At 69.8% G+C, this 17533-nt stretch carries 19 protein-coding genes and 1 tRNA gene; 9 read left to right on the forward strand and 11 right to left on the reverse strand.

Features of this window, described 5'->3' with window-relative positions:
• Positions 1 to 5: 5 nt before the first annotated feature.
• The gene (locus RJT50_RS03035; protein ID WP_313693963.1) at positions 6 to 362 is read right to left on the reverse strand and encodes an Hsp20/alpha crystallin family protein; all 357 of its coding nucleotides are present in this window, start codon (positions 360 to 362) and stop codon (positions 6 to 8) included.
• A 293-nt stretch (positions 363 to 655) separates the two neighbouring features.
• Here RJT50_RS03035 and RJT50_RS03040 point away from each other — a divergent pair, with 293 nt between their 5' ends.
• From RJT50_RS03040 to ilvD, 4 genes are all read left to right on the forward strand, one after another.
• Positions 656 to 1726 carry an aminotransferase class I/II-fold pyridoxal phosphate-dependent enzyme gene (locus RJT50_RS03040; RefSeq protein ID WP_313693966.1) on the forward strand — a complete coding sequence of 357 codons (1071 nt, stop codon included), beginning with the start codon at positions 656 to 658 and terminating at the stop codon, positions 1724 to 1726.
• 185 nt (positions 1727 to 1911) lie between these two features.
• On the forward strand, positions 1912 to 2289 hold the full coding sequence (locus RJT50_RS03045; protein ID WP_313693968.1) for a translation initiation factor IF-5A: 378 nt from the start codon (positions 1912 to 1914) through the stop codon (positions 2287 to 2289).
• Between the two features lie 4 nt (positions 2290 to 2293).
• A complete protein-coding gene (speB, locus tag RJT50_RS03050) occupies positions 2294 to 3154 on the forward strand; it encodes an agmatinase (RefSeq protein WP_313693969.1) in 861 nt (286 codons plus the stop codon).
• Between the two features lie 167 nt (positions 3155 to 3321).
• Positions 3322 to 5100, forward strand: coding sequence for a dihydroxy-acid dehydratase (gene ilvD / locus RJT50_RS03055; protein WP_313693972.1), 1779 nt, complete (start codon positions 3322 to 3324; stop codon positions 5098 to 5100).
• A gap of 429 nt (positions 5101 to 5529) precedes the next feature.
• Here ilvD and RJT50_RS03060 read toward each other — a convergent pair whose 3' ends face one another.
• Together RJT50_RS03060 and RJT50_RS03065 are read right to left on the reverse strand one after the other, a co-directional pair.
• Positions 5530 to 6717: a lycopene cyclase domain-containing protein gene (locus tag RJT50_RS03060; protein ID WP_313693974.1), complete on the reverse strand. Its 1188-nt coding sequence runs from the start codon at positions 6715 to 6717 to the stop codon at positions 5530 to 5532.
• A gap of 89 nt (positions 6718 to 6806) precedes the next feature.
• Complete coding sequence (locus RJT50_RS03065) at positions 6807 to 8132, reverse strand: ABC transporter permease (protein WP_313693976.1); 1326 nt, start codon at positions 8130 to 8132, stop codon at positions 6807 to 6809.
• Between the two features lie 141 nt (positions 8133 to 8273).
• Here RJT50_RS03065 and RJT50_RS03070 point away from each other — a divergent pair, with 141 nt between their 5' ends.
• Positions 8274 to 9239 carry an ABC transporter permease gene (locus RJT50_RS03070; protein ID WP_313693978.1) on the forward strand — a complete coding sequence of 322 codons (966 nt, stop codon included), beginning with the start codon at positions 8274 to 8276 and terminating at the stop codon, positions 9237 to 9239.
• Positions 9236 to 9772, forward strand: a complete 537-nt coding sequence (locus RJT50_RS03075) for a twin-arginine translocation signal domain-containing protein (RefSeq protein WP_313693979.1) — start codon at positions 9236 to 9238, stop codon at positions 9770 to 9772. Before RJT50_RS03070 ends, RJT50_RS03075 begins: the two co-directional genes overlap by 4 nt.
• A gap of 85 nt (positions 9773 to 9857) precedes the next feature.
• Here RJT50_RS03075 and RJT50_RS03080 read toward each other — a convergent pair whose 3' ends face one another.
• From RJT50_RS03080 to RJT50_RS03110, 7 genes are all read right to left on the reverse strand, one after another.
• A complete protein-coding gene (locus RJT50_RS03080) occupies positions 9858 to 10187 on the reverse strand; it encodes a DUF5789 family protein (RefSeq protein WP_313693980.1) in 330 nt (109 codons plus the stop codon).
• A gap of 485 nt (positions 10188 to 10672) precedes the next feature.
• On the reverse strand, positions 10673 to 11134 hold the full coding sequence (locus tag RJT50_RS03085; protein ID WP_313693981.1) for a type IV pilin N-terminal domain-containing protein: 462 nt from the start codon (positions 11132 to 11134) through the stop codon (positions 10673 to 10675).
• A gap of 513 nt (positions 11135 to 11647) precedes the next feature.
• A tRNA-Pro gene (locus RJT50_RS03090) sits at positions 11648 to 11718 on the reverse strand.
• A gap of 106 nt (positions 11719 to 11824) precedes the next feature.
• Complete coding sequence (locus RJT50_RS03095) at positions 11825 to 12913, reverse strand: succinylglutamate desuccinylase/aspartoacylase family protein (RefSeq protein WP_313693983.1); 1089 nt, start codon at positions 12911 to 12913, stop codon at positions 11825 to 11827.
• A 91-nt stretch (positions 12914 to 13004) separates the two neighbouring features.
• A complete protein-coding gene (locus RJT50_RS03100; RefSeq protein WP_313693986.1) occupies positions 13005 to 13922 on the reverse strand; it encodes an RNA-guided pseudouridylation complex pseudouridine synthase subunit Cbf5 in 918 nt (305 codons plus the stop codon).
• 3 nt (positions 13923 to 13925) lie between these two features.
• A complete protein-coding gene (gene cmk, locus RJT50_RS03105) occupies positions 13926 to 14504 on the reverse strand; it encodes a (d)CMP kinase (protein WP_313693987.1) in 579 nt (192 codons plus the stop codon).
• Between the two features lie 173 nt (positions 14505 to 14677).
• Entirely contained in the window at positions 14678 to 15259 is a 582-nt protein-coding gene (locus tag RJT50_RS03110) for a MogA/MoaB family molybdenum cofactor biosynthesis protein (RefSeq protein ID WP_313693990.1), read from the reverse strand.
• Positions 15260 to 15490: 231 nt separating this feature from the next.
• Here RJT50_RS03110 and RJT50_RS03115 point away from each other — a divergent pair, with 231 nt between their 5' ends.
• Positions 15491 to 16279: an AzlC family ABC transporter permease gene (locus RJT50_RS03115; RefSeq protein WP_313693991.1), complete on the forward strand. Its 789-nt coding sequence runs from the start codon at positions 15491 to 15493 to the stop codon at positions 16277 to 16279.
• Positions 16276 to 16611 (forward strand): AzlD domain-containing protein, encoded by a 336-nt coding sequence (locus RJT50_RS03120; protein WP_313693993.1) that lies wholly within the window; start codon positions 16276 to 16278, stop codon positions 16609 to 16611. Before RJT50_RS03115 ends, RJT50_RS03120 begins: the two co-directional genes overlap by 4 nt.
• Before the next feature lie 15 nt (positions 16612 to 16626).
• On the opposite strand, the gene RJT50_RS03125 is transcribed toward RJT50_RS03120, so the two are convergent.
• Entirely contained in the window at positions 16627 to 16995 is a 369-nt protein-coding gene (locus tag RJT50_RS03125) for a DUF8066 domain-containing protein (RefSeq protein WP_313693994.1), read from the reverse strand.
• A gap of 109 nt (positions 16996 to 17104) precedes the next feature.
• Here RJT50_RS03125 and RJT50_RS03130 point away from each other — a divergent pair, with 109 nt between their 5' ends.
• Entirely contained in the window at positions 17105 to 17533 is a 429-nt protein-coding gene (locus RJT50_RS03130; protein WP_313693996.1) for a VanZ family protein, read from the forward strand.

Here is a 17533-nt window from a genome sequence, read left to right on the forward strand (position 1 = left end):
CCGCCTTACGCGTCCGAGATCGGGATGGTTCGTTCCGTGGCGGCGGCCCGCTTGCGGAGTCGGACCTCCAGCACCCCCCTGTCCATCGACGCGTTCGCGTCCTCGTCGGTCGCGTCCGGCGGGAGCGGGAGGTCGGCGTCGAGAAACAGCGTCCGGTCCTCGTCGACGTACTCGAACTCGGCCGGGACGTCCTTCTCGCGGCGCGCTTCGACGTGCAGGCGACCGCCCTCGAAGGTCACCTCGGTCGTCCCGGCGGTCGCGCCGGGCAGGTCGACCACGAGGAGGTACTCGTCGTCGCTCTCCAGCACGTCCGCGAACACGGCCGCGGGAAGTTCCTTCAGCGCCTCGCGCAGTGTCGACATGGATGGGAGTAGGGGTGGACGGTCGAAAAAGGCCGCGGTCACTTCCGGGCGGGATCGCTCGTGAAATCTCCGAACGCGATCGTCGCCGACGACGCCGTCCGTGTCGGGACAGGGGCTCGAAACCGGACGGTCGAGAGCAACCGGGGATTTCGAGGCGTCCGGCACGACGGCCGGACACGTTTCCGATCACGACCGCCGAACGGGCCAGCGGTCACCGCACGTCCCGACACTCGACTCGAATCCAGATCACCGGGACCCCCATCGTTTAGCGTTCCTCGGACACACTCTCGTCCATGGAGATCGCACCGTTCGAACTCGAACGATGGTTCGCCGAGTACGAGCACGAGGCGGATATCATGCTCGCCGAATCCGGCATCAGATCGCTGCACGCCGACCGGTTCGACCTCGACGTGGGCGAACTGGGGTACGTCATCCCGACGAACGGCGACCCGGACCTGCGGGCCGACCTCGGGGCGCGCTACGACCGGAGCGCGGACGAGGTGCTGTTCACCTGTGGCACCCAGGAGGCGAACTTCCTGACGTTCATGGCGCTGCTGGGCTCCGAACACGGCGACGAGGCGGTCGTCGTCACGCCGACGTACCAGGCGCTCGACGGCCTCCCCGAGGCGTTCGGCGAGGTGACCCGCGTCGGTCTCGAACCGCCCGAATGGGAACTCGACGTCGACGCCGTCGCCGAGGCCGTCACCGACGACACCGCGGTCGTGGTGCTGGCGAACCCGAACAACCCGACCGGGCGCTACCATCCCGAGGCGACCGTGAGAGAGCTCTACGACGTGGCGGCCGCCCACGACGCCTACCTGCTCTGTGACGAGGTGTACCGACTGCTCACGGAGGACCCGCTCCCGCCGGTCGCGTCGTTCGGCGAGCGGGGGCTCTCGACCGCGAGCCTCACGAAGGCGTACGGGCTCGCGGGCACCCGGTTCGGCTGGCTCGTCGGCGACGGGTCGGTCGTCGATGCGGCCTGGGAGTGGAAGGACTACACGACCATCTCGCCCTCGGCGTTCGGCCAGCACCTCGCGCGGCAGGCGCTGGGCGAGCAGGAGGACGAAATCTTGCGTGAGAACCGCCACCTGGCCCGGAAACACCACGACATGGTCGCGGCGTGGCTCGACGAGCACGGCCTCGACTGGCACGACCCGGTCGGCGTCAACGGGTTCGTCACGGTGCCGGACGGGTTCGACGGGTCCCGCGAGTTCTGCCGGACGGTGGTCGAGGACGCGTCGGTCGTGCTCGCGCCGGGGGACGTGTTCGGGCACGACGACTACTTCCGCATCGGGTTCGGGCTCCCGACCGACGAACTCGAGGACGGACTGGCCCGCGTCGGGCGCGTGCTCGCCGAGTAGCCCCGACGGGAGAGAGCCCGGTGGGAGAACTCGGGTGTGTCCGGGGAACGTGAACCCGGGGAGTCGGGGGGCGAGGGAGGATCGAGGGACGGTATCGCGGGGAGAGAGCGCTTGCGAGCCGGATTCGCCGGCTTCGCCGACTCGCTATCAAACCGTTTATACCGCCCGCGAGGGTAGTCCGGGGCATGCCGAGAGAGCAGAAGCAGGTCCGGGAACTCCAGGAAGGGAGCTACGTCATGATGGACGACTCCCCCTGTACGATCAACCACTACAGCACGGCGAAGCCGGGCAAGCACGGCAGCGCCAAGGCCCGCGTGGAGGGCAAGGGCGTCTTCGACGAGAAGAAGCGCAGCCTGAGCCAGCCCGTCGACGCGAAGGTCTGGGTCCCCATCATCGAGCGGAAGGGCGGCCAGGTCGTCTCCATCTCGGGCGACGACGCACAGATCATGGACCTGGACACCTACGAGACGTTCACGATGCGCATCCCGGAGGGCGAAAGCTTCGAGCCGGACCAGAACATCGAGTACCTCGAGTACGAGGGCCAGCGGAAGGTCGTCGGATAACACCATGACTGCCCCGTTCCCGGGCGCGCGGGCGGCCGGCGACGGGGGCGACTCGGCGACCTACCACCTCGTCGGCGCGCCGCTCGACGCGACGACCACCTTCCGGCCGGGGACGCGGTTCGGCCCCGACCGCGTCCGCCGGTTCGCGGAACCGTTCGACGACTACGACCGCCGTACCGACTCGTTCTTCTCCGATGCGGGGGTCCGCGACGCCGGCGACGTCCGCGCCTGGGACGACGTGCCGGCCTACCTCGATCACCTGACCGGCGAACTCCGCGGCGCGGTCATCGACGACGCGCTCCCGCTCACGCTGGGCGGCGAGCACACGGTCACCTGGGCGGGCGTCCGCGCGACGGAACCCGACGTGCTCGTCGTCCTCGACGCCCACCTCGACCTCCGCGACGAGTACGACGGCAACCCCCTGAACCACGCCTGCGTCCTGCGGCGGTGTCTCGACGGGTTCGACGACGGCGACCCTCCGACCGTCGAGGAACTGGTCGTGGTCGGCGCGCGGACCGGCGCGCGAGAGGAGTGGGAGCGCGCCGACCGGGACGACGTCACGGTCGTCGCCCCCGAGGACGCCGCCGAGTGGCGCGAGCACGCGCCGGACCTGGCGGGTCGGGACGTCTACCTCTCGGTCGACGTCGACGCGGCGGACCCGGGGTTCGCCCCCGGGACCGGCACCATGGAGCCGTTCGGGCTGGGGCCCCGCGAACTGCGCGAGGTGGTTCGGGGCGTGGCCGGCCGCTGTGTCGGGTTCGACGTCGTCGAGGTGAACGACCGCGACGACGGCCAGACGGCCGCGCTGGCCGGGAAACTGGTGCGCGAGTTCGTCCACTCTCACCGGGCCGATTCCGACTCGTGAAGTCGGGTGGTCGTCCCGGGGAGACCTTGGTGACGACCGCCTTCGCTACCGCACCTCCCATAGTGGCGACCGCCGTGTCACGAGAACGGACCCGAACTACCCATCGATAGAACAGCAAGAACTGTCCGTGGGCGACGGTTTATGCGACTCGGTCCCAACCACGCTACATGAGCAACCAGCAGGCCCGGGACCCCGCTCCCGCCGAAGGCGACGACGGGGAGCGGTTCGCGGGCGACAAATCCGAGGACCTCCCGAGCCACGAGGTCACCGCCGGCCCGGAGCGCGCCCCCCACCGCGCGATGTTCCGCGCGATGGGCTATGACGACCGCGACCTCTCCTCGCCGATGGTCGGTATCCCGAACCCCGCCGCGGACATCACGCCCTGCAACGTCCACCTCGACGACGTCGCCGACGCCGCGCGCAAGGGCGTCGAGAACGCCGGCGGGATGCCCATCGAGTTCGGCACCGTCACCATCTCGGACGCCATCTCGATGGGGACCGAGGGGATGAAAGCCAGCCTCATCAGCCGCGAGGTCATCGCCGACTCCGTCGAACTCGTCTCCTTCGGCGAGCGCATGGACGCGCTCGTGACGGTCGCCGGCTGTGACAAGAACCTCCCCGGGATGATGATGGCCGCCATCCGGACCGACCTGCCCTCCGTCTTCCTCTACGGCGGGTCGATCATGCCCGGCGAGCACGACGGGCGTGACATCACGGTCCAGAACGTCTTCGAGGGCGTCGGCACGTACGCCGAGGGCGAGATGTCCGCCGACGAACTCGACGAGATGGAGCGACACGCCTGCCCCGGCGCCGGCTCCTGTGGCGGGATGTTCACCGCGAACACGATGGCGTCGATCTCCGAGGCGCTGGGGCTCGCGCCACTGGGCGCCGCCTCCCCGCCGGCCGAGTCCGACGAACGGCTCGACGTGGCCCGCCGGGCGGGCGAACTCGCCCTGGAGTGTGTCGAGCAGGACCGCCGGCCCTCCGACGTCGTCAGCAGGAAGTCGTTCGAGAACGCCATCGCCGTCCAGGTGGCGATGGGCGGCTCGACGAACGCGGTGCTTCACCTGCTCGCGCTCGCCGCGGAGGCGGACGTCGACCTCTCGATCGAGGAGTTCGACGAGATCTCCCGGCGGACGCCCAAGATCGCGAACCTCCAGCCCGGCGGCACGCGCGTCATGCTCGACCTCCACGAGGTCGGCGGCGTCCCGGTCGTTATGCGCCGCCTGCTCGCGGGCGGCTACCTCCACGGCAACGCGATGACCGTCACCGGCCGCACCGTCGCCGAGGAACTCGCCCACCTCGAGGAGCGCGGCGCGCTCCCCGAGGACGACGCCATCGAGGCGGACTTCCTCTACACGACCGACGAGCCTTACTCCGAGGAGGGCGCCATCAAGGTGCTCACCGGCAACCTCGCGCCCGACGGAGCGGTGCTGAAAGTCACCGGCGACGACGCGTTCCACCACGAGGGACCGGCCCGCGTGTTCGAGGACGAGGAGTCCGCGATGGCGTACGTCCAGTCGGGCGACATCGAGTCGGGCGACGTGCTCGTCATCCGGAATGAGGGGCCACGCGGCGGCCCGGGGATGCGCGAGATGCTCGGCGTCACCGCCGCGGTCGTCGGCGCGGGCCACGAGGACGACGTCGCGCTGCTGACCGACGGACGCTTCTCGGGCGCGACCCGCGGCCCGATGGTCGGCCACGTCGCCCCCGAGGCGGCGGACGGCGGCCCGATCGGCCTGGTCGAGGACGGCGACACGGTGACCGTGGACATCCCGAGCCGCGAGCTTTCGGTGGATCTGGACGACGACGAACTGGAGCGGCGTGCTGACGACTGGGAGCCGCGGGAGCCGGCGTACGTCGGCGGCGTGCTGGCGAAATACGCGCGCGACTTCGGGAGTGCTGCTAACGGTGCGGTGACGAATCCGAAGGCGAAACGGGAGTAGGTGGAGACGGACTCGGGTTTCGTTTTGGTTTCTCGATTGATCGGCTCGAAAGTCATCGCTATCGTCCTTTCGGGGAAGTTCGGTCGACGCTCCGACTGCCTCGAAAGCCCTCGGTGTATCGTATTCAGACCTGTCTCGGGTATCAGTGACGCACGCCTCGAAAGCCCCCTCGGCTGTCGACTCGGTGCGACTGCTGTGCTCCTCGGCTCGCTACGCTCGCCTGCGGTGCTTGACAGTCGCGCCATCGCCGACAGCCGAGGCCCCTTTCAGTCCCACCCGACCGCACCGCCACCGCACCTCACCCTCCCCAGCCTCCTGTGCTCCTCGATTCACTCGCTGCGCTCGTTCACCTGCGGTGCTCGTCCCTCGCGCGCGTCGACTCACCCCACGAGGGGGTTCGCGTCACGCGCGCCAGCCGGCTGATTCACGTCACGAGGTCTCCGAACTCCCGTTTAACGTCTCGTGAATCCCGAGCACCAGCGCCGGCACGACGACCATGAAGACGTGCTCCTCCAGGGGAATCCCGAGCAGTTCGACCCCCGTCCGCATCGGGATCGAGAACACGCCGACCTCCAGCGTGTACCAGTCCCAGACGTACGCGACGGGGTAGAGCACGGCGATCGTCCTCGCGGCGCGCCACAGCGCGTCCCGCCCCTCCCGAGCCAGCAGCGCGAGCGCGGCGGTCCCGAACGCGACCTCCGTGGCGAGGTAGGTGTACGGGCCGAGGGCGGTGACGTTCGGGAGTCCGACGTCCGCGAGCGGTCGGAAGAACGTCGCCACCAGCAGGCCGGCGAGGAACAGGTACGCGCCCCGGATCAGGAGCATCGTCGCCGTCTCGGCGTCCGCGGGGTAGGCGAGCGCGACGACGGCGGCGTAGACGAGGCTCGCGGCGGGGGCGCTCGGCGGGACGACGCCCACGACCGCGAGCGGGACCACCGAGAACAGCCCCGCGCCGATGATGCCGTAGGCGAGCGTCCGGGCGCGCGAGCGGCCGAGCGCGACGGCGACCGTGCGCTTCCCGATGGAGGTGTCGTAGGCGTAGTCCTGCGAGTCGTCGACCACCTTCACCCCGGCGAGCGTGACGAGGAACACGCAGGCGAGCGCCAGCGGCTCCGGGGCGACGAGGCCGGTCTGGGCGACGTAGCCGCCCAGGACGCACAGCGCGATGCCGGTCGGGTAGCCCAGCGTCGTCGTCACCGGGTTCGTGTCGAGCTGTGGCGCGTGGAGGAAGCCGACGAACCAGGTCGGGAGCGTGACGAGCGCCGCGAGCGGGCCGGCCGCGGCGAGGAGCCAGAGGAGGCAGGCCAGAAAGCCGACCCCCGCGCCGACGAGGCCGAGCCGACAGCCCCGCTCGGTCATCGGGTGGTCATCGTCCTCGCCGCGGCCGTAGAAGTCGACGTAGCCGTCCTTCACGTGGGCGGTGTAGACGGCGAAGAACATCGCGGCGGCGTGGACGAGCGCCACCCGGACGTCGAACCCGCCCCCGAGCGACTCGCCCGCGAGTGACGCGCCGAACAGCGAGGCCGCGAGCGGCGGGAGCATGAACACGGGGTGGACCTGGGAGGCGAACGCTCGGAGGGTCGCCGTCGGCCCGCTCCCGTGGCGGGCGACTGCCATACGACTCGTTCGGCCGCAGTTCGGTTAAAACGATTGGCGGGGTGGGCTCGGGAACGGACGCGACGGAGGCATGCGGGACCGGGAGCGGATCAGCCGGTCGGATCCAGCGCGTCCCGGAGCGCGTCGGCCGCGAGTTTGAACGCCAGCGTCGTCCCCGCGAGCGCGACGACGCCGCTCGTCGCCACCCACCACTGGCTGGTGACGCCGAACTGGATGCCGGTGGCGATGAGTTCGCCCCACGAGGGCTGGTCGACGTCGTTCAGTTGCAGGTACGCGATGGCCGCCTCGGTGACGAGCAGCAGCGGGACCTGCTGGCCGAACGCCGTCACGATGCCGTGGGAGACGTTCGGGAGCACGTGCCGCCGGAGCCGATACCCCGGCGCGCCGCCGAGCGCCTGTGCGGCCCGGACGTACTCCTCGTCGCGGCGCTGTCTCGTTTCGGCGCGGACGACGCGCGCGACGCCGCCCCACGAGAACAGCCCGAACACGAGCACGAGCATGAAGAGGCTCTTCTCGACGACGAGCACCAGCACGACGTACGCGACGATCGCGGGGATGGTCTGCTGGACGTCGACGTACCGGCTGAGGACGGCGTCGATCCGGCCGCCGTAGAAGCCGGCCGTCGCGCCGACGATCGCCCCCAGCGGGACGACGATGGCCGCGCTGATCACCGCCACGTACAGCGCGAGGCGGGTCCCCGCGACGAGCAGCGTCAGCACGTCGAAGCCCAGGCCGTCGGTGCCGAGCGGGTGCGCGAGCGAGCCCTGACAGCGGTCCCCGGTCACCTGCCCGGCACACGAGGCGATGCCGTCGGTGTCGACGCTCAGCCCGACCGGCGGCTGGCCGCCCAGAAGCGGGTCCGCGGACGGGCTGCCGACCAGCGGCGGGCCGACGACGCCGACGAGGAAGAACGCGGCGAGCGCGGCGAGCGCGAGCGTCGCGCCCGTGTCCTCGGAGAGCCGGTGCCAGTACCGCGCCGCGAGCTCCCGGTTCGGAACGAGCCGGCTGGCGAGCGTCCCCAGCAGCCACAGCGACGCGAGGAACAGCCAGTCCGACCGCGTCGGGTCCCACTCCCAGGCGGGCACGAGGTAGACGTGCACGACGAACGCGTCATAGCAGAACAGCGCCGCAAGCGCGAGCAGCGCGACCGCGGAGACGACGGTGCGTGCCGGGAGGCCGGCGAGTCGCTTGCCCACGCCCCCCGGCTCCTCGGGACCCGTGGCGAGCTGGCCGAGCGAGCGCTCGTCCCGCTCGCGGAACTCGGGGGACGCCTCGGCGTCGAACCCGTGGACGAACGTCCTGTTGCCCCTGCGGGCACCGTCCGAGGACGCTCCCGCGCCGCCGCTCCCGTCGCGGTCGCCCCCGTCGGTCACGGCGGGGCGAGTCGAGCGCCGGTCGTTGGGGTCCCGAGCCACGTCGGCCCCGAGTCGGCCGCCGCTCGACCTAAAAGCGCCGATGGCTGAACTGCTCGTTTGAGCAAACCATTAGTAGCGACGGCGACCACTCCGGCCAGACGTGCTCGAACCGACTGACGGCCCGGAACGGAGCGGCTCGCCGTGAGGGGACGCCGGCTCCTCGTCCGCCTCGCCGAGGCGTGTCTCACGGTGTTCGTCGGGCTCACGGCCACGTTCGCCATCGTGACCGTCGCGCCGAACACGGCGGTCGAGGGCGCGGTCGCGAGCGCCTCGTTCGCCTCCGGCGGCGAGTTGAACGAGAGCGAACTGGCGGCGCTCCGGGAGACGTACCGCGCGGCACGCGGACTCGACCGCCCGCTCTCGGCCCGCTACGTCGGGTACATGCTCCACATGGTCACGCTCCAGTGGGGCGTCTCCTTCAGCCTCGACGCGCCCGTGACCGCGCTGGTGGCCGACCGGATGGCGCGGACGCTCCGCTACGCGATTCCGGGGTTCCTCCTCGCGGTCGTGTTCGGCGTCACGGGCGGGCTCTACAGCACCGCGCGGGAGGGCACCCTCCGGGCCGCCGCGATCCGGGTGGGCGGGTATCTCGCGTTCGGGATCCCGAACTTCTGGATCGCCGGGGTGCTGCTGTGGGTGCTCGCGCTCCCGCCGGTCGCGGCCGCGCTCGGGCCTGCTTGGTGGCTCACGCGCTGGGCGTTCCCGGCGCTGCTGCTCGCGACGACGCTGTTCGCCAGCCAGCTCGCCTACACGCGCTCGGAGACCCGCGAGGTCGTCGGCGCGGACTTCGTCCGCTACCTCCACGCGAAGGGGCTCTCGGGACGAACGGTCGCGTTGCGGGTGCTCCGGAACGTCGTCGGCCCCATCGCGGCGCTGTTCGTCACGGACCTGCTCGCGGTGCTGGTCGTCGCCATCTACGTCATCGAGTTCGCGTTCGGCATCCCGGGGTTCGGCCGGCTCTCCTACGACGCGGCCATCGAGCGCGACATGCCGCTGCTGCTCGGGACGGCGGTCGTGGTGATCGTGATCGGCGTCCTCGGCAACCTCCTCAGCGACGTGATCGCCAGCGCTGCTGACCCGCGAACCAGGGAGGGGGGTGAGTCGTGACGAACCCGTCGCCCGCGACCGAGTCGACTGCCACGGACGGACCACCGACGTCCCGACGCCGGTTCCTGTCCGCTGTCGCGGCGGCGGGCACCGCCGGCGTCGCGGGGCTGTCTGGCTGTCTCTCCGGCGCTCCCGAGGAGCCCGAGCGACCGTGGGTCGAGCGAACGGCGGGCGACCCGCCCGGAACCGTGGTCGAGGGTCGCGTCAGGCTCTCGCGGGGCCAGTACGCGACGATACCCCTCCGCTGGCCCGAAAGCGAGGGTCCGGCGAGCGTCTCGGGGACGATGACCGAGCGACTCTCGCTCCCGTTCGACGTGTTCACGTTCGGGCCCGACGCGCTCGCGGCGTACACGGAGGGGAGCGAGGCCGACGGGCTGTCGTCGCTCTCCGAGTCCGGGACGACGCGGGCCATGTTCCGGGACGTGCGACTCGCCCACGGCGAGTACGCGATGGTCGTGGACAACACGCGCTTTGGCGGCGAGCCGGGGTACGACGAGATCTCGGTGTCGGTGTCCGTGGAACTGGAGTACTGAGTGCCGTCGTGCGTGGACCGGTCGGAACGGACCCGGGAACGACGACCACGTCCGGACCGATCGGATCACCCGCGCGGGACGAGGCTCAGAACGACTCGTTCTCGCTCTCGCCGACGCCCTCCCGCGTGTCGTTGGAGACGCCCCGATCCGAGTAGCGCTGTCGACCGACCGACTCGCTGGGCATGTGGTTGAGCGCCATCTGGCGGACCTCCCGGGTCGACTCGAAGGTGTCCTCGCCCATCGGGCCGAACAGCTCGGCGACCGTGATGGGGCCGGCGTTCGTCCGGCGGAACTCCCTGTCGCCGTGCTCGTCGATGAGTTCGTCGGCGGAGACCGGATACGAGAGTTCCTCGAGCGCGGCGTTGACGTCGACGAAGTCGACTCCCTCCTCCCGGTCGGTGTCCTCCCTGGCCATACGCCACGTTCGGCCGCCGAGGTGTAACCGGTTGTCACCAGTCCGTGCCCAGTCGGTGCCGCCTTTGATTGGTCACTGGCGGTGGACGTGTGTTCCTCGTCGGGCCGGTTGGGAGTGGTTCGGAGTTGGGTCAGTGGGTCTCGGGACCCGGACTCTCGGTAGCGGATGACGCTTGACGGCCCACACTCCACGATTCATCAGAAGGTACGAGCGGTAGCTCGGGATTCGGGACCGACGACCGGCGGGACGTTCGCGGCGTTCAAGGGGGGTAATGGAATAAATCATGAAACTCCACGAGGCGCTAATCGAATACGTGAGCGCCGATCCCGAGGACAAAGAACTCGGGACAATGATTGTTTCGAACGGCGATGGGAGCTAACGGAGTTGATTCGGCAGTAGTTATATTTCGGCAATCCGTTCCAGCGAAAACCTGACTACTGAGCCCATTGCAATGAGCTTCTGAAAATCAAGACCGATGTGCGAAGTTAGTTAACTTCGTATTCGGTCAGAACGCTGGAACTGCTGCCGTCGTCAGATTCCCAGATTACGTCGATCGAGTCGCCAGACTCAAATGCGTCGTCGTTACCATCAGTTTGTCCACTGTGGAAGGTTACCGATGATCCTGCCGTGATCTCCCCGTCAGTGTTTGACCAGTCACTAGCAGTTTGGGACGGGCTATTTGACGCCGTAACACTGAACTCGACGTTTGAGTCCTGGAAGGTGTCTCCACCAGTGTGTTGGAGAGTAACTGTAATGTCACCAGCACTAGAACCAGATTGGGTCCATTCGTACGTAGCCTGCGGGCTCGTTTGATTGAGTCCCTGACCGAGGCCAAGGACGAACGTGCCGATGACGGCCGCGAGGATTACCGTGATAGCGACCATCAATATCACCCCAATCACTGGGCTCACCGCGCGTTCGTCTGCGAGTAGCTTTGTGAGTTTCATTGTTTTATCCTCCAACCAGGCTGTCAGCTGCTCTGAATGTTGCTGGTTGGTTAGTTACGAAGGCTGAACCGACCATAATATATTGCTCGGTTAAATTATCACAATTTGTATTTAGCGTCTCCCGTGGACTGAAACCGCCGATCAAAATAGACGAGTTCGATTGTTTCTCCTCCGACATTTACCCGAGCGTATTCCGGAAGTGCTTCTCCGGTGCTTGGAGGAAGATGGTCAGGTATGGAAGCGACTTGGATAGACGGGCTAGCAAATTCTCCTATTCCCGTCCCCGCGCGGGATGTCCGAGAAGCTGCTGATCCGGGCGAGCCATATGCGGATTCATCCAAATTCAGCCCTGTTTGTTTACCAAACTGGTGGCGGATAAACCGAGTCAAGAATCCCCCAGTTCCAACATACCGGATTCGACCCCTCGGCACCGAGATGGGCCACCATGCCCACCACCTCCGTGCCGCCTGGTGGCAGTTACACTGCCACGGTTGATCTCTTTCAGAATCGAAGTGGGACCGCTGAGACTCGAACTCAGGTCCTACCGACCCCATCGGCAGAGGATACCACTACCCTACGGTCCCGCGTTTCAACAAAATCGAGGCCCGCGGTTAAGCGCTTCGTTTCGGCCGACCCGCCGTCGGCCGACTTGACGGGGACGACCACCGGACCACAGGGGGACTCGCCGCCTCACTCCCCGTCCTCCTCGCGCGGCACCACGAGGTCGCCGTCGTCCCGCACGGCCATGCTCGCCACCGGCCCTCCCTCGTAGACGGCTATCCCCTCGCGTCGCCCGATGACGTAACCGTCGTACGCCGACTCGACGGTGTCCAGCACCTCGCCGTGGGGCGAGCACACGTCGGCGACGACTTCCCCCTCCGACACTGCGTCGCCCGCTTCGACGCGATGTCGAACCAGCCCCGCCGTCTCCGATCGCGGGCCGACGAAGCGCCGGACCGGGAACTCGACCGGGGCGTCCGGGACGCCGACGCCCGGCCGCGCGACGCCGTCCGGAACCGAATCGAGCAGACCGAACTCGACCGCGACCGCGAACGTCCCCGCGACGCCCGCGGCGCGTGCGTCCTCCTCGACGACGCTGTGGCCGCCCAGTTCCGCCGTGAACGCCGGAATCCCGGCGGTGTTGAGCGCCGCGCCGGCCGTCGAGCGCTGGAGCGACTGGTCGAGGTACTCCCCCGCGGGATACTCGGTGAGCACCGGGAGGCCGAACGCCTCGACCATCCGGTCGAGATCCGTCGCGAGCGACTCGGCCTCCTCAGCCGTCCGGTTCCGGCCGTACAGCACCCGGTCGCGGATGGCGAACGGCACCGACCCGATCTGTGCGGTGTGGCAGTCGACGAGCAGGTCCGCCGAGTCGCTGACGGCCTCGAACAGCCGGGCGTCGATCCGCTCCTGCGTCTCGGGCGGGCGCGAGGAGTCGCGTTCGAGGTCCGGGAAGTAGCGGTTCGGGTCCTCGTCGCCGTAGTAGGTGGTGCGCTCGTTCCGCCGGAGACCGGCCGGGCTGACGACGTGGACCACGACGAGTGCCCCGACGAATTCGTCCGCGTGTTCCCGGGCCGTCCGTGCAACGTCCTGTGCGACCGCGACGCCCGTGGCCTCGTCGCCGGTGACCCACAGCGTCGGCCCCGCGGCCGCGCCGTTGACGACCGTGATCGGCAGTCGCTCCTCCCCGCCGGTCGGGAGCCCCGTCACCGGGAGCCAGCCGTCCGCGACCGCGCCGGACGCCGCGCTCGCGGTGCCGACGTCGATGGATTCGGTCATGGCGGGGAGTCGCAGGTGTCGGAGAAAAAGTCCCGTCAGCCGGAAACCGCGGTTCGGCGACGCACCGCAGGTGCCGGACCTCGGCGCTCGGTCAGACGAGTACGCGCTCCAGGGAGACGACCTCCCCCGACTCCGCGTCCGGGTCGTCGACGAGCGTGCCGAGACAGATCGCCGAGCCGTTCGGCGCGTAGCAGGCGACGAGGTCGCCGTCGGTCGGCACCGCGTCGGACGAGTCACCCTCGGACGCGGCGTCGGGCGGGCGTTCGGGCCCGGCGACGTCGATGACGCCCGGCGCGTACACCGGCGCGCCGTCGGCGACCTGGGCGGCCGCGCTCTCGGCGATCGTCACCCGCGGAAGGTGGGTGAGCGCCCGTTCGGCAGGGACGACGACCTCGCGGAGCAAGGACTCGTCCCCGTCCTCGCGCTGGAACGCCAGGCCGTCAGCGAGGTCCTGCAGCGTCCGGAGGTCGCGGTCGTCGAACGGGTCGGTCGCGGTTCGTCGGAGGTGGCCCATGTGCCCGCCGGTGCCGATAGCGAGCCCCAGGTCGTGACAGAGCTTCCGGACGTAGGTCCCCGACTCACAGCGGATTCCGAGCAGCACCTGCCGCTCGGTGCGGTCGAGCACGTCGAGGTCGTACACCTCGCGGGTCCGGAGGCGGCGCGAGACGGCGGACTTGCGCGGCGGCTTCTGGTAGAGTTCGCCCTCGAACTCCGCGACGACCGTTTCGAGGTCGGCGGGCGCGCGGCCGTGGAGTTCCAGCACGGCGACGTACTCCTTGGCACCCTCGAGGAACACCTGCGCGAGTCGCGTCGCGTCCCCGAGCAGGACGGGCAGACAGCCCGTCACCTTCGGGTCGAGCGTTCCGGCGTGGGCCGCCCGCTCGACGTCGGCCATGTCCCGAACCCACGCGCTCACCTGGTGGGCCGACGGGCCGGCGGGCTTGTCGAGGTTCACGACGCCGAACGAGAGGAGTTCGTCGACGGACCGGTGCTCGGGGGCGGCGCGCATGGGTCAGAAGTCGTAGTGGACGCCCTCGACGGGGGCCTTCCCTTCGTCGGTGTTCGGGTCGTAGGAGTCGATGGCGGTCGTCAACATCCCCAGCACGCCCTCGGGCGACCAGCGCGCGGTGTTGTAGGAGATGTCGTAGATGGTGAGGTCGTCGATGCGGATGTCGTAGTACTCCTCGTAGCGCTTCGCCTCGCTGGACTCGCGTCGTTTCGTCTCCTCGCGCACCCGGTCGATGGGCTTGTCCTCGCGGTCGGAGATGCGCTCACAGCGGATCTCCAGGGGCGCGTCGAGCCAGATGCGGATGTCGGCGTGCTCGGCGGCGAGCCACCCGGCGAGCCGGGATTCGAGCAGGACGTCGTCACGCTCGACGGCGACGTCGCGGAGCCGTCGGTCGAGGTCGCGGTCGATCTCCTCGTCCTCCTCGGCGAGTTCGTTGAACTCGACGGGGGACATGTCGTTCTCGGCGGCGAGTTCGCGGAAGATGTCGCCGCCGGAGACGTGCTCCAGCCGGAAGGCCTCCGCGAGCGCCGCGGCCGTCGTGCTCTTCCCGCTGCCCGGCGGGCCGGAGACGGTGATCAACATATCACGTCTCGGCCCGTGGGGCGCTTGAAGGTGTCCATGTTTCCGGCGGTGTGCGGGCGCCTGACGGGGGCGGGTCGGCTGGTTCGGTGGCGGCGATCTGGTAGTTCGGTGACGGTGGTCGGGTGGTTCGCTGACGGTGACCGAAGGGAGTCGGTGCCAGTTACGCCCCGCCCCTACTCGTCGGTCTCGTCGTCCCGACTCGCCAGCCCCGCCAGGTGGCCCGCCTGCTCGGTGATGATCTCCTCGCTTCCCAGCCTCGCGGCGTTCTCGCTGCCGGGGAGACAGAACACCGGGACGTCGCCGGCGATGCCGGCGGTCGCGCGGGTCGCCACGACCGTCGTTCCGATCTCCTCGCGCGACATCGCCCGGAACAGTTCCCCGAAGCCCGGAAGGGCCTTGTCCAGCAGCGGCTCGACGGCCTCGACGGTCACGTCGTCGGGCGTGACGCCCGTCCCGCCCGTGGTGACGACGCAGTCGACGTCCTCGCGGTCCACGAGGTTGTTGACCGCCCCCTGCACGCCGTCGTACTCGTCCCGGACGAGTTCCCTGGTCGCGACCGTCCCGTTCGCGTCCTCGACGGCCGCCACGATGGCGTCGCCGGCCGGATCGTCCTCGAGGCTCCGCGAGGAGGAGACGGTCACGACGGCGTAGCCGACCGATTCGACGTCGTGTGCGTGGTGGTGTTCGTGGTCGTTCGTCGATCCGTGGCCGTGTTCGGTTTCGTGGTCCCCCTCGTGGTCGGCGTGCTCGCTCATGGCCGGCGGTTCGGCGGGGGTGCACTAAAGGGGCGGCGTCGAGTCGGCCTTTCGGGCTCTGTCCCCGGTTCAGCGACCACCTCGAAATCCCCCTGCCGTCGGGTTCTCGGTGTGCTGTCTTCCGATTCGAATAACAAAACTGACGGAACTAACTGAGCCCGATCCAGACGGAAGCGACAGACGCGGTTCCCAAACCGGAGGCGGTTTCACGCGGCGACGCGCCACCCCGGTATGGACACGCGACTCGTCGAGCTTCGGTCGGGCGTCCGCGACACGCTCCCGCTGCTGCTCGGCATCGTCCCCTTCGCGCTGGTCGCCGGCGTCGCCGGCGTCGAAGCCGGCCTCACGCCGCTGCAGACGCTCGGGATGTCGGTGGTGGTGTTCGCGGGCGCGTCCCAGCTGGCCGCGCTCGACCTGCTCGGCAGCGACGCCGCGCTCGGCGTGGTCGTGCTCACGGCCGTCGTCATCAACCTCAGGATGATGATGTACTCGGCCTCCATCGCCCCCCACTTCCGCGCGCTCCCGGCCAGGGTCCGGGCCGGCTGTGCCTACCTGCTCACCGACCAGGCGTACGCGGTCACCGTCGCACGCTACAGGCGTGCCGACGAGGAGCGCGGTGCGGACGAGGAGCACGGTGCCGACGAGAACGACGTCGGTGCCGTCGATGGTGGCCCCGACGACGCCGACGACGGCGGCCTCCGCCAGCCGTACTACTACCTCGGCGTCGGCGGAACGCTGTGGATCGTCTGGCAGGTCGGCACCGTCGTCGGCATCGTGTTCGGTGCGGGCGTTCCCGACGCCTGGCGGCTCGACTTCGCCGTCCCGCTCGTCTTCCTCGCGCTGCTGGTGCCGGTGCTCTCGGACCGTCCGAGCGTCGCCGCCGGCCTCGTCGCCGCCGCGGTCGCGGTGTTCGCTGCCGGCCTGCCGTTCAACGCGGGGCTGATCGCGGGCGCGCTGGTCGGCGTCGTGGCGGGGGTCGGCGCGGAACGGCTCGGCCTCGCCGCCGGGGGGTCGGCGTGACGACGACGTACGGACCGGTCGCCATCTGGGGCGTCATCCTCGCGGCCGGGCTGGCGACCTACGCCATCCGACTCTCGTTCATCCACCTGTTCGGCCGGGTCGAGGGCGTCCCGCCGGCGCTCGAACGCCTGCTCGCCTACGTCCCGCCAGCGGTGCTCGCGGCGCTGGTCGCGCCGGACTTCGTGCCCGAGTCCGCGACGCTCGTCGCGCTCGCGGACCCGACGCTCGTCGGCGGCGCGGTCGCGGTCGTGGCCGCCTGGTACACCGAGGACGTGCTGTGGACCGTCGGCGCGGGGATGGCCGGGCTCCACCTCGCGCGGTTCCTGCTGTAGTCGGACGGGGGTCGGTCAGTCGGCCGACTCGTCGGAGTCGCTCGCGGCCACATCCGACGTCGGTGCCGCCGCATCGTCCGCGTCGTCCGTGCCGTCGACCTCGTCCGGCTCGTCGGCGTCGTCCGCGCCGCGGGACCACCCGCCACCCGCACCCTCAGCCCCTGCCTCGACCGCTCGCGCGCGCCGCTCCTGTGCGTCCGCGATGCGCTCGACGGCCACAACCAGCCGGTAGAGCACCCAGACGAGGCCGACGAGCAACGCCGGCAGGAACGAGAGCAGCACGTTCCCGACGACGAGGATGCCGTAGGCGAACCCGAGCAGGAGGACGAGGCCGACGAGAACCTTGACGAAATCCAGCGTGCCGTCGCGCGGGGACTCGCTCATGGGGTCCGGTGTGAAAGCGAGCCTGATAAGCGTGGGGCCCCGCCGCGTCCGGCTCACGGCGGTTCTCGGAACCCGGAACTTTACGCCCGATGCCGACTCACCGACGGCCGTGACGCCGACGCGTCGACGCCGGGCGGTGTTCGCCGCGGTCACGGCTACCGTCGTCCTCGCCTCGCTCGTCCCCCTCCCGGGCGGCGGCCCGGATCGGTTCCTCCTCGGCGTCGGGCTCGACAAGTGGGTCCACGGGGTCGGCTACGCGGCCGTCTCTGCGACGTTCGCGCGGGCCCGGACTTCGGGAGGAACGGGTGCGGCGCGGCCGAAGGCGACGGATTCGACGGTGCCGACGGGATCGGGTCCGAGGTGGCGGGTGGCGCTGGCGGCGGTGCTCGTCGGCACCGCCGTCGGCGGGGGCGTCGAACTGCTCCAGACCGCGCTGGCGACGCGGACGGCCTCGTTCGCCGACGCCGCGGCGAACGGGGTCGGCGCCGCCTGCGGCGCGCTCGTGTGGCTCCGGTCGAGCACCCGACCGCGCCGGTGA

This window comes from Halobaculum sp. XH14, from assembly GCF_032116555.1.
Classification (GTDB): Archaea; Halobacteriota; Halobacteria; order Halobacteriales; family Haloferacaceae; genus Halorarum; species Halorarum halobium.

What these genes read in the sequence shown, in the direction of transcription:
- RJT50_RS03035 (WP_313693963.1), bottom strand. Translation starts at nt 362, where the DNA reads ATGTCGACACTGCGCGAGGCGCTGAAGGAACTTCCCGCGGCCGTGTTC.
- RJT50_RS03040 (WP_313693966.1), top strand. Translation starts at nt 656, where the DNA reads ATGGAGATCGCACCGTTCGAACTCGAACGATGGTTCGCCGAGTACGAG.
- RJT50_RS03045 (WP_313693968.1), top strand. Translation starts at nt 1,912, where the DNA reads ATGCCGAGAGAGCAGAAGCAGGTCCGGGAACTCCAGGAAGGGAGCTAC.
- speB (WP_313693969.1), top strand. Translation starts at nt 2,294, where the DNA reads ATGACTGCCCCGTTCCCGGGCGCGCGGGCGGCCGGCGACGGGGGCGAC.
- ilvD (WP_313693972.1), top strand. Translation starts at nt 3,322, where the DNA reads ATGAGCAACCAGCAGGCCCGGGACCCCGCTCCCGCCGAAGGCGACGAC.
- RJT50_RS03060 (WP_313693974.1), bottom strand. Translation starts at nt 6,717, where the DNA reads ATGGCAGTCGCCCGCCACGGGAGCGGGCCGACGGCGACCCTCCGAGCG.
- RJT50_RS03080 (WP_313693980.1), bottom strand. Translation starts at nt 10,187, where the DNA reads ATGGCCAGGGAGGACACCGACCGGGAGGAGGGAGTCGACTTCGTCGAC.
- RJT50_RS03085 (WP_313693981.1), bottom strand. Translation starts at nt 11,134, where the DNA reads ATGAAACTCACAAAGCTACTCGCAGACGAACGCGCGGTGAGCCCAGTG.
- RJT50_RS03095 (WP_313693983.1), bottom strand. Translation starts at nt 12,913, where the DNA reads ATGACCGAATCCATCGACGTCGGCACCGCGAGCGCGGCGTCCGGCGCG.
- RJT50_RS03100 (WP_313693986.1), bottom strand. Translation starts at nt 13,922, where the DNA reads ATGCGCGCCGCCCCCGAGCACCGGTCCGTCGACGAACTCCTCTCGTTC.
- cmk (WP_313693987.1), bottom strand. Translation starts at nt 14,504, where the DNA reads ATGTTGATCACCGTCTCCGGCCCGCCGGGCAGCGGGAAGAGCACGACG.
- RJT50_RS03110 (WP_313693990.1), bottom strand. Translation starts at nt 15,259, where the DNA reads ATGAGCGAGCACGCCGACCACGAGGGGGACCACGAAACCGAACACGGC.
- RJT50_RS03115 (WP_313693991.1), top strand. Translation starts at nt 15,491, where the DNA reads ATGGACACGCGACTCGTCGAGCTTCGGTCGGGCGTCCGCGACACGCTC.
- RJT50_RS03125 (WP_313693994.1), bottom strand. Translation starts at nt 16,995, where the DNA reads ATGAGCGAGTCCCCGCGCGACGGCACGCTGGATTTCGTCAAGGTTCTC.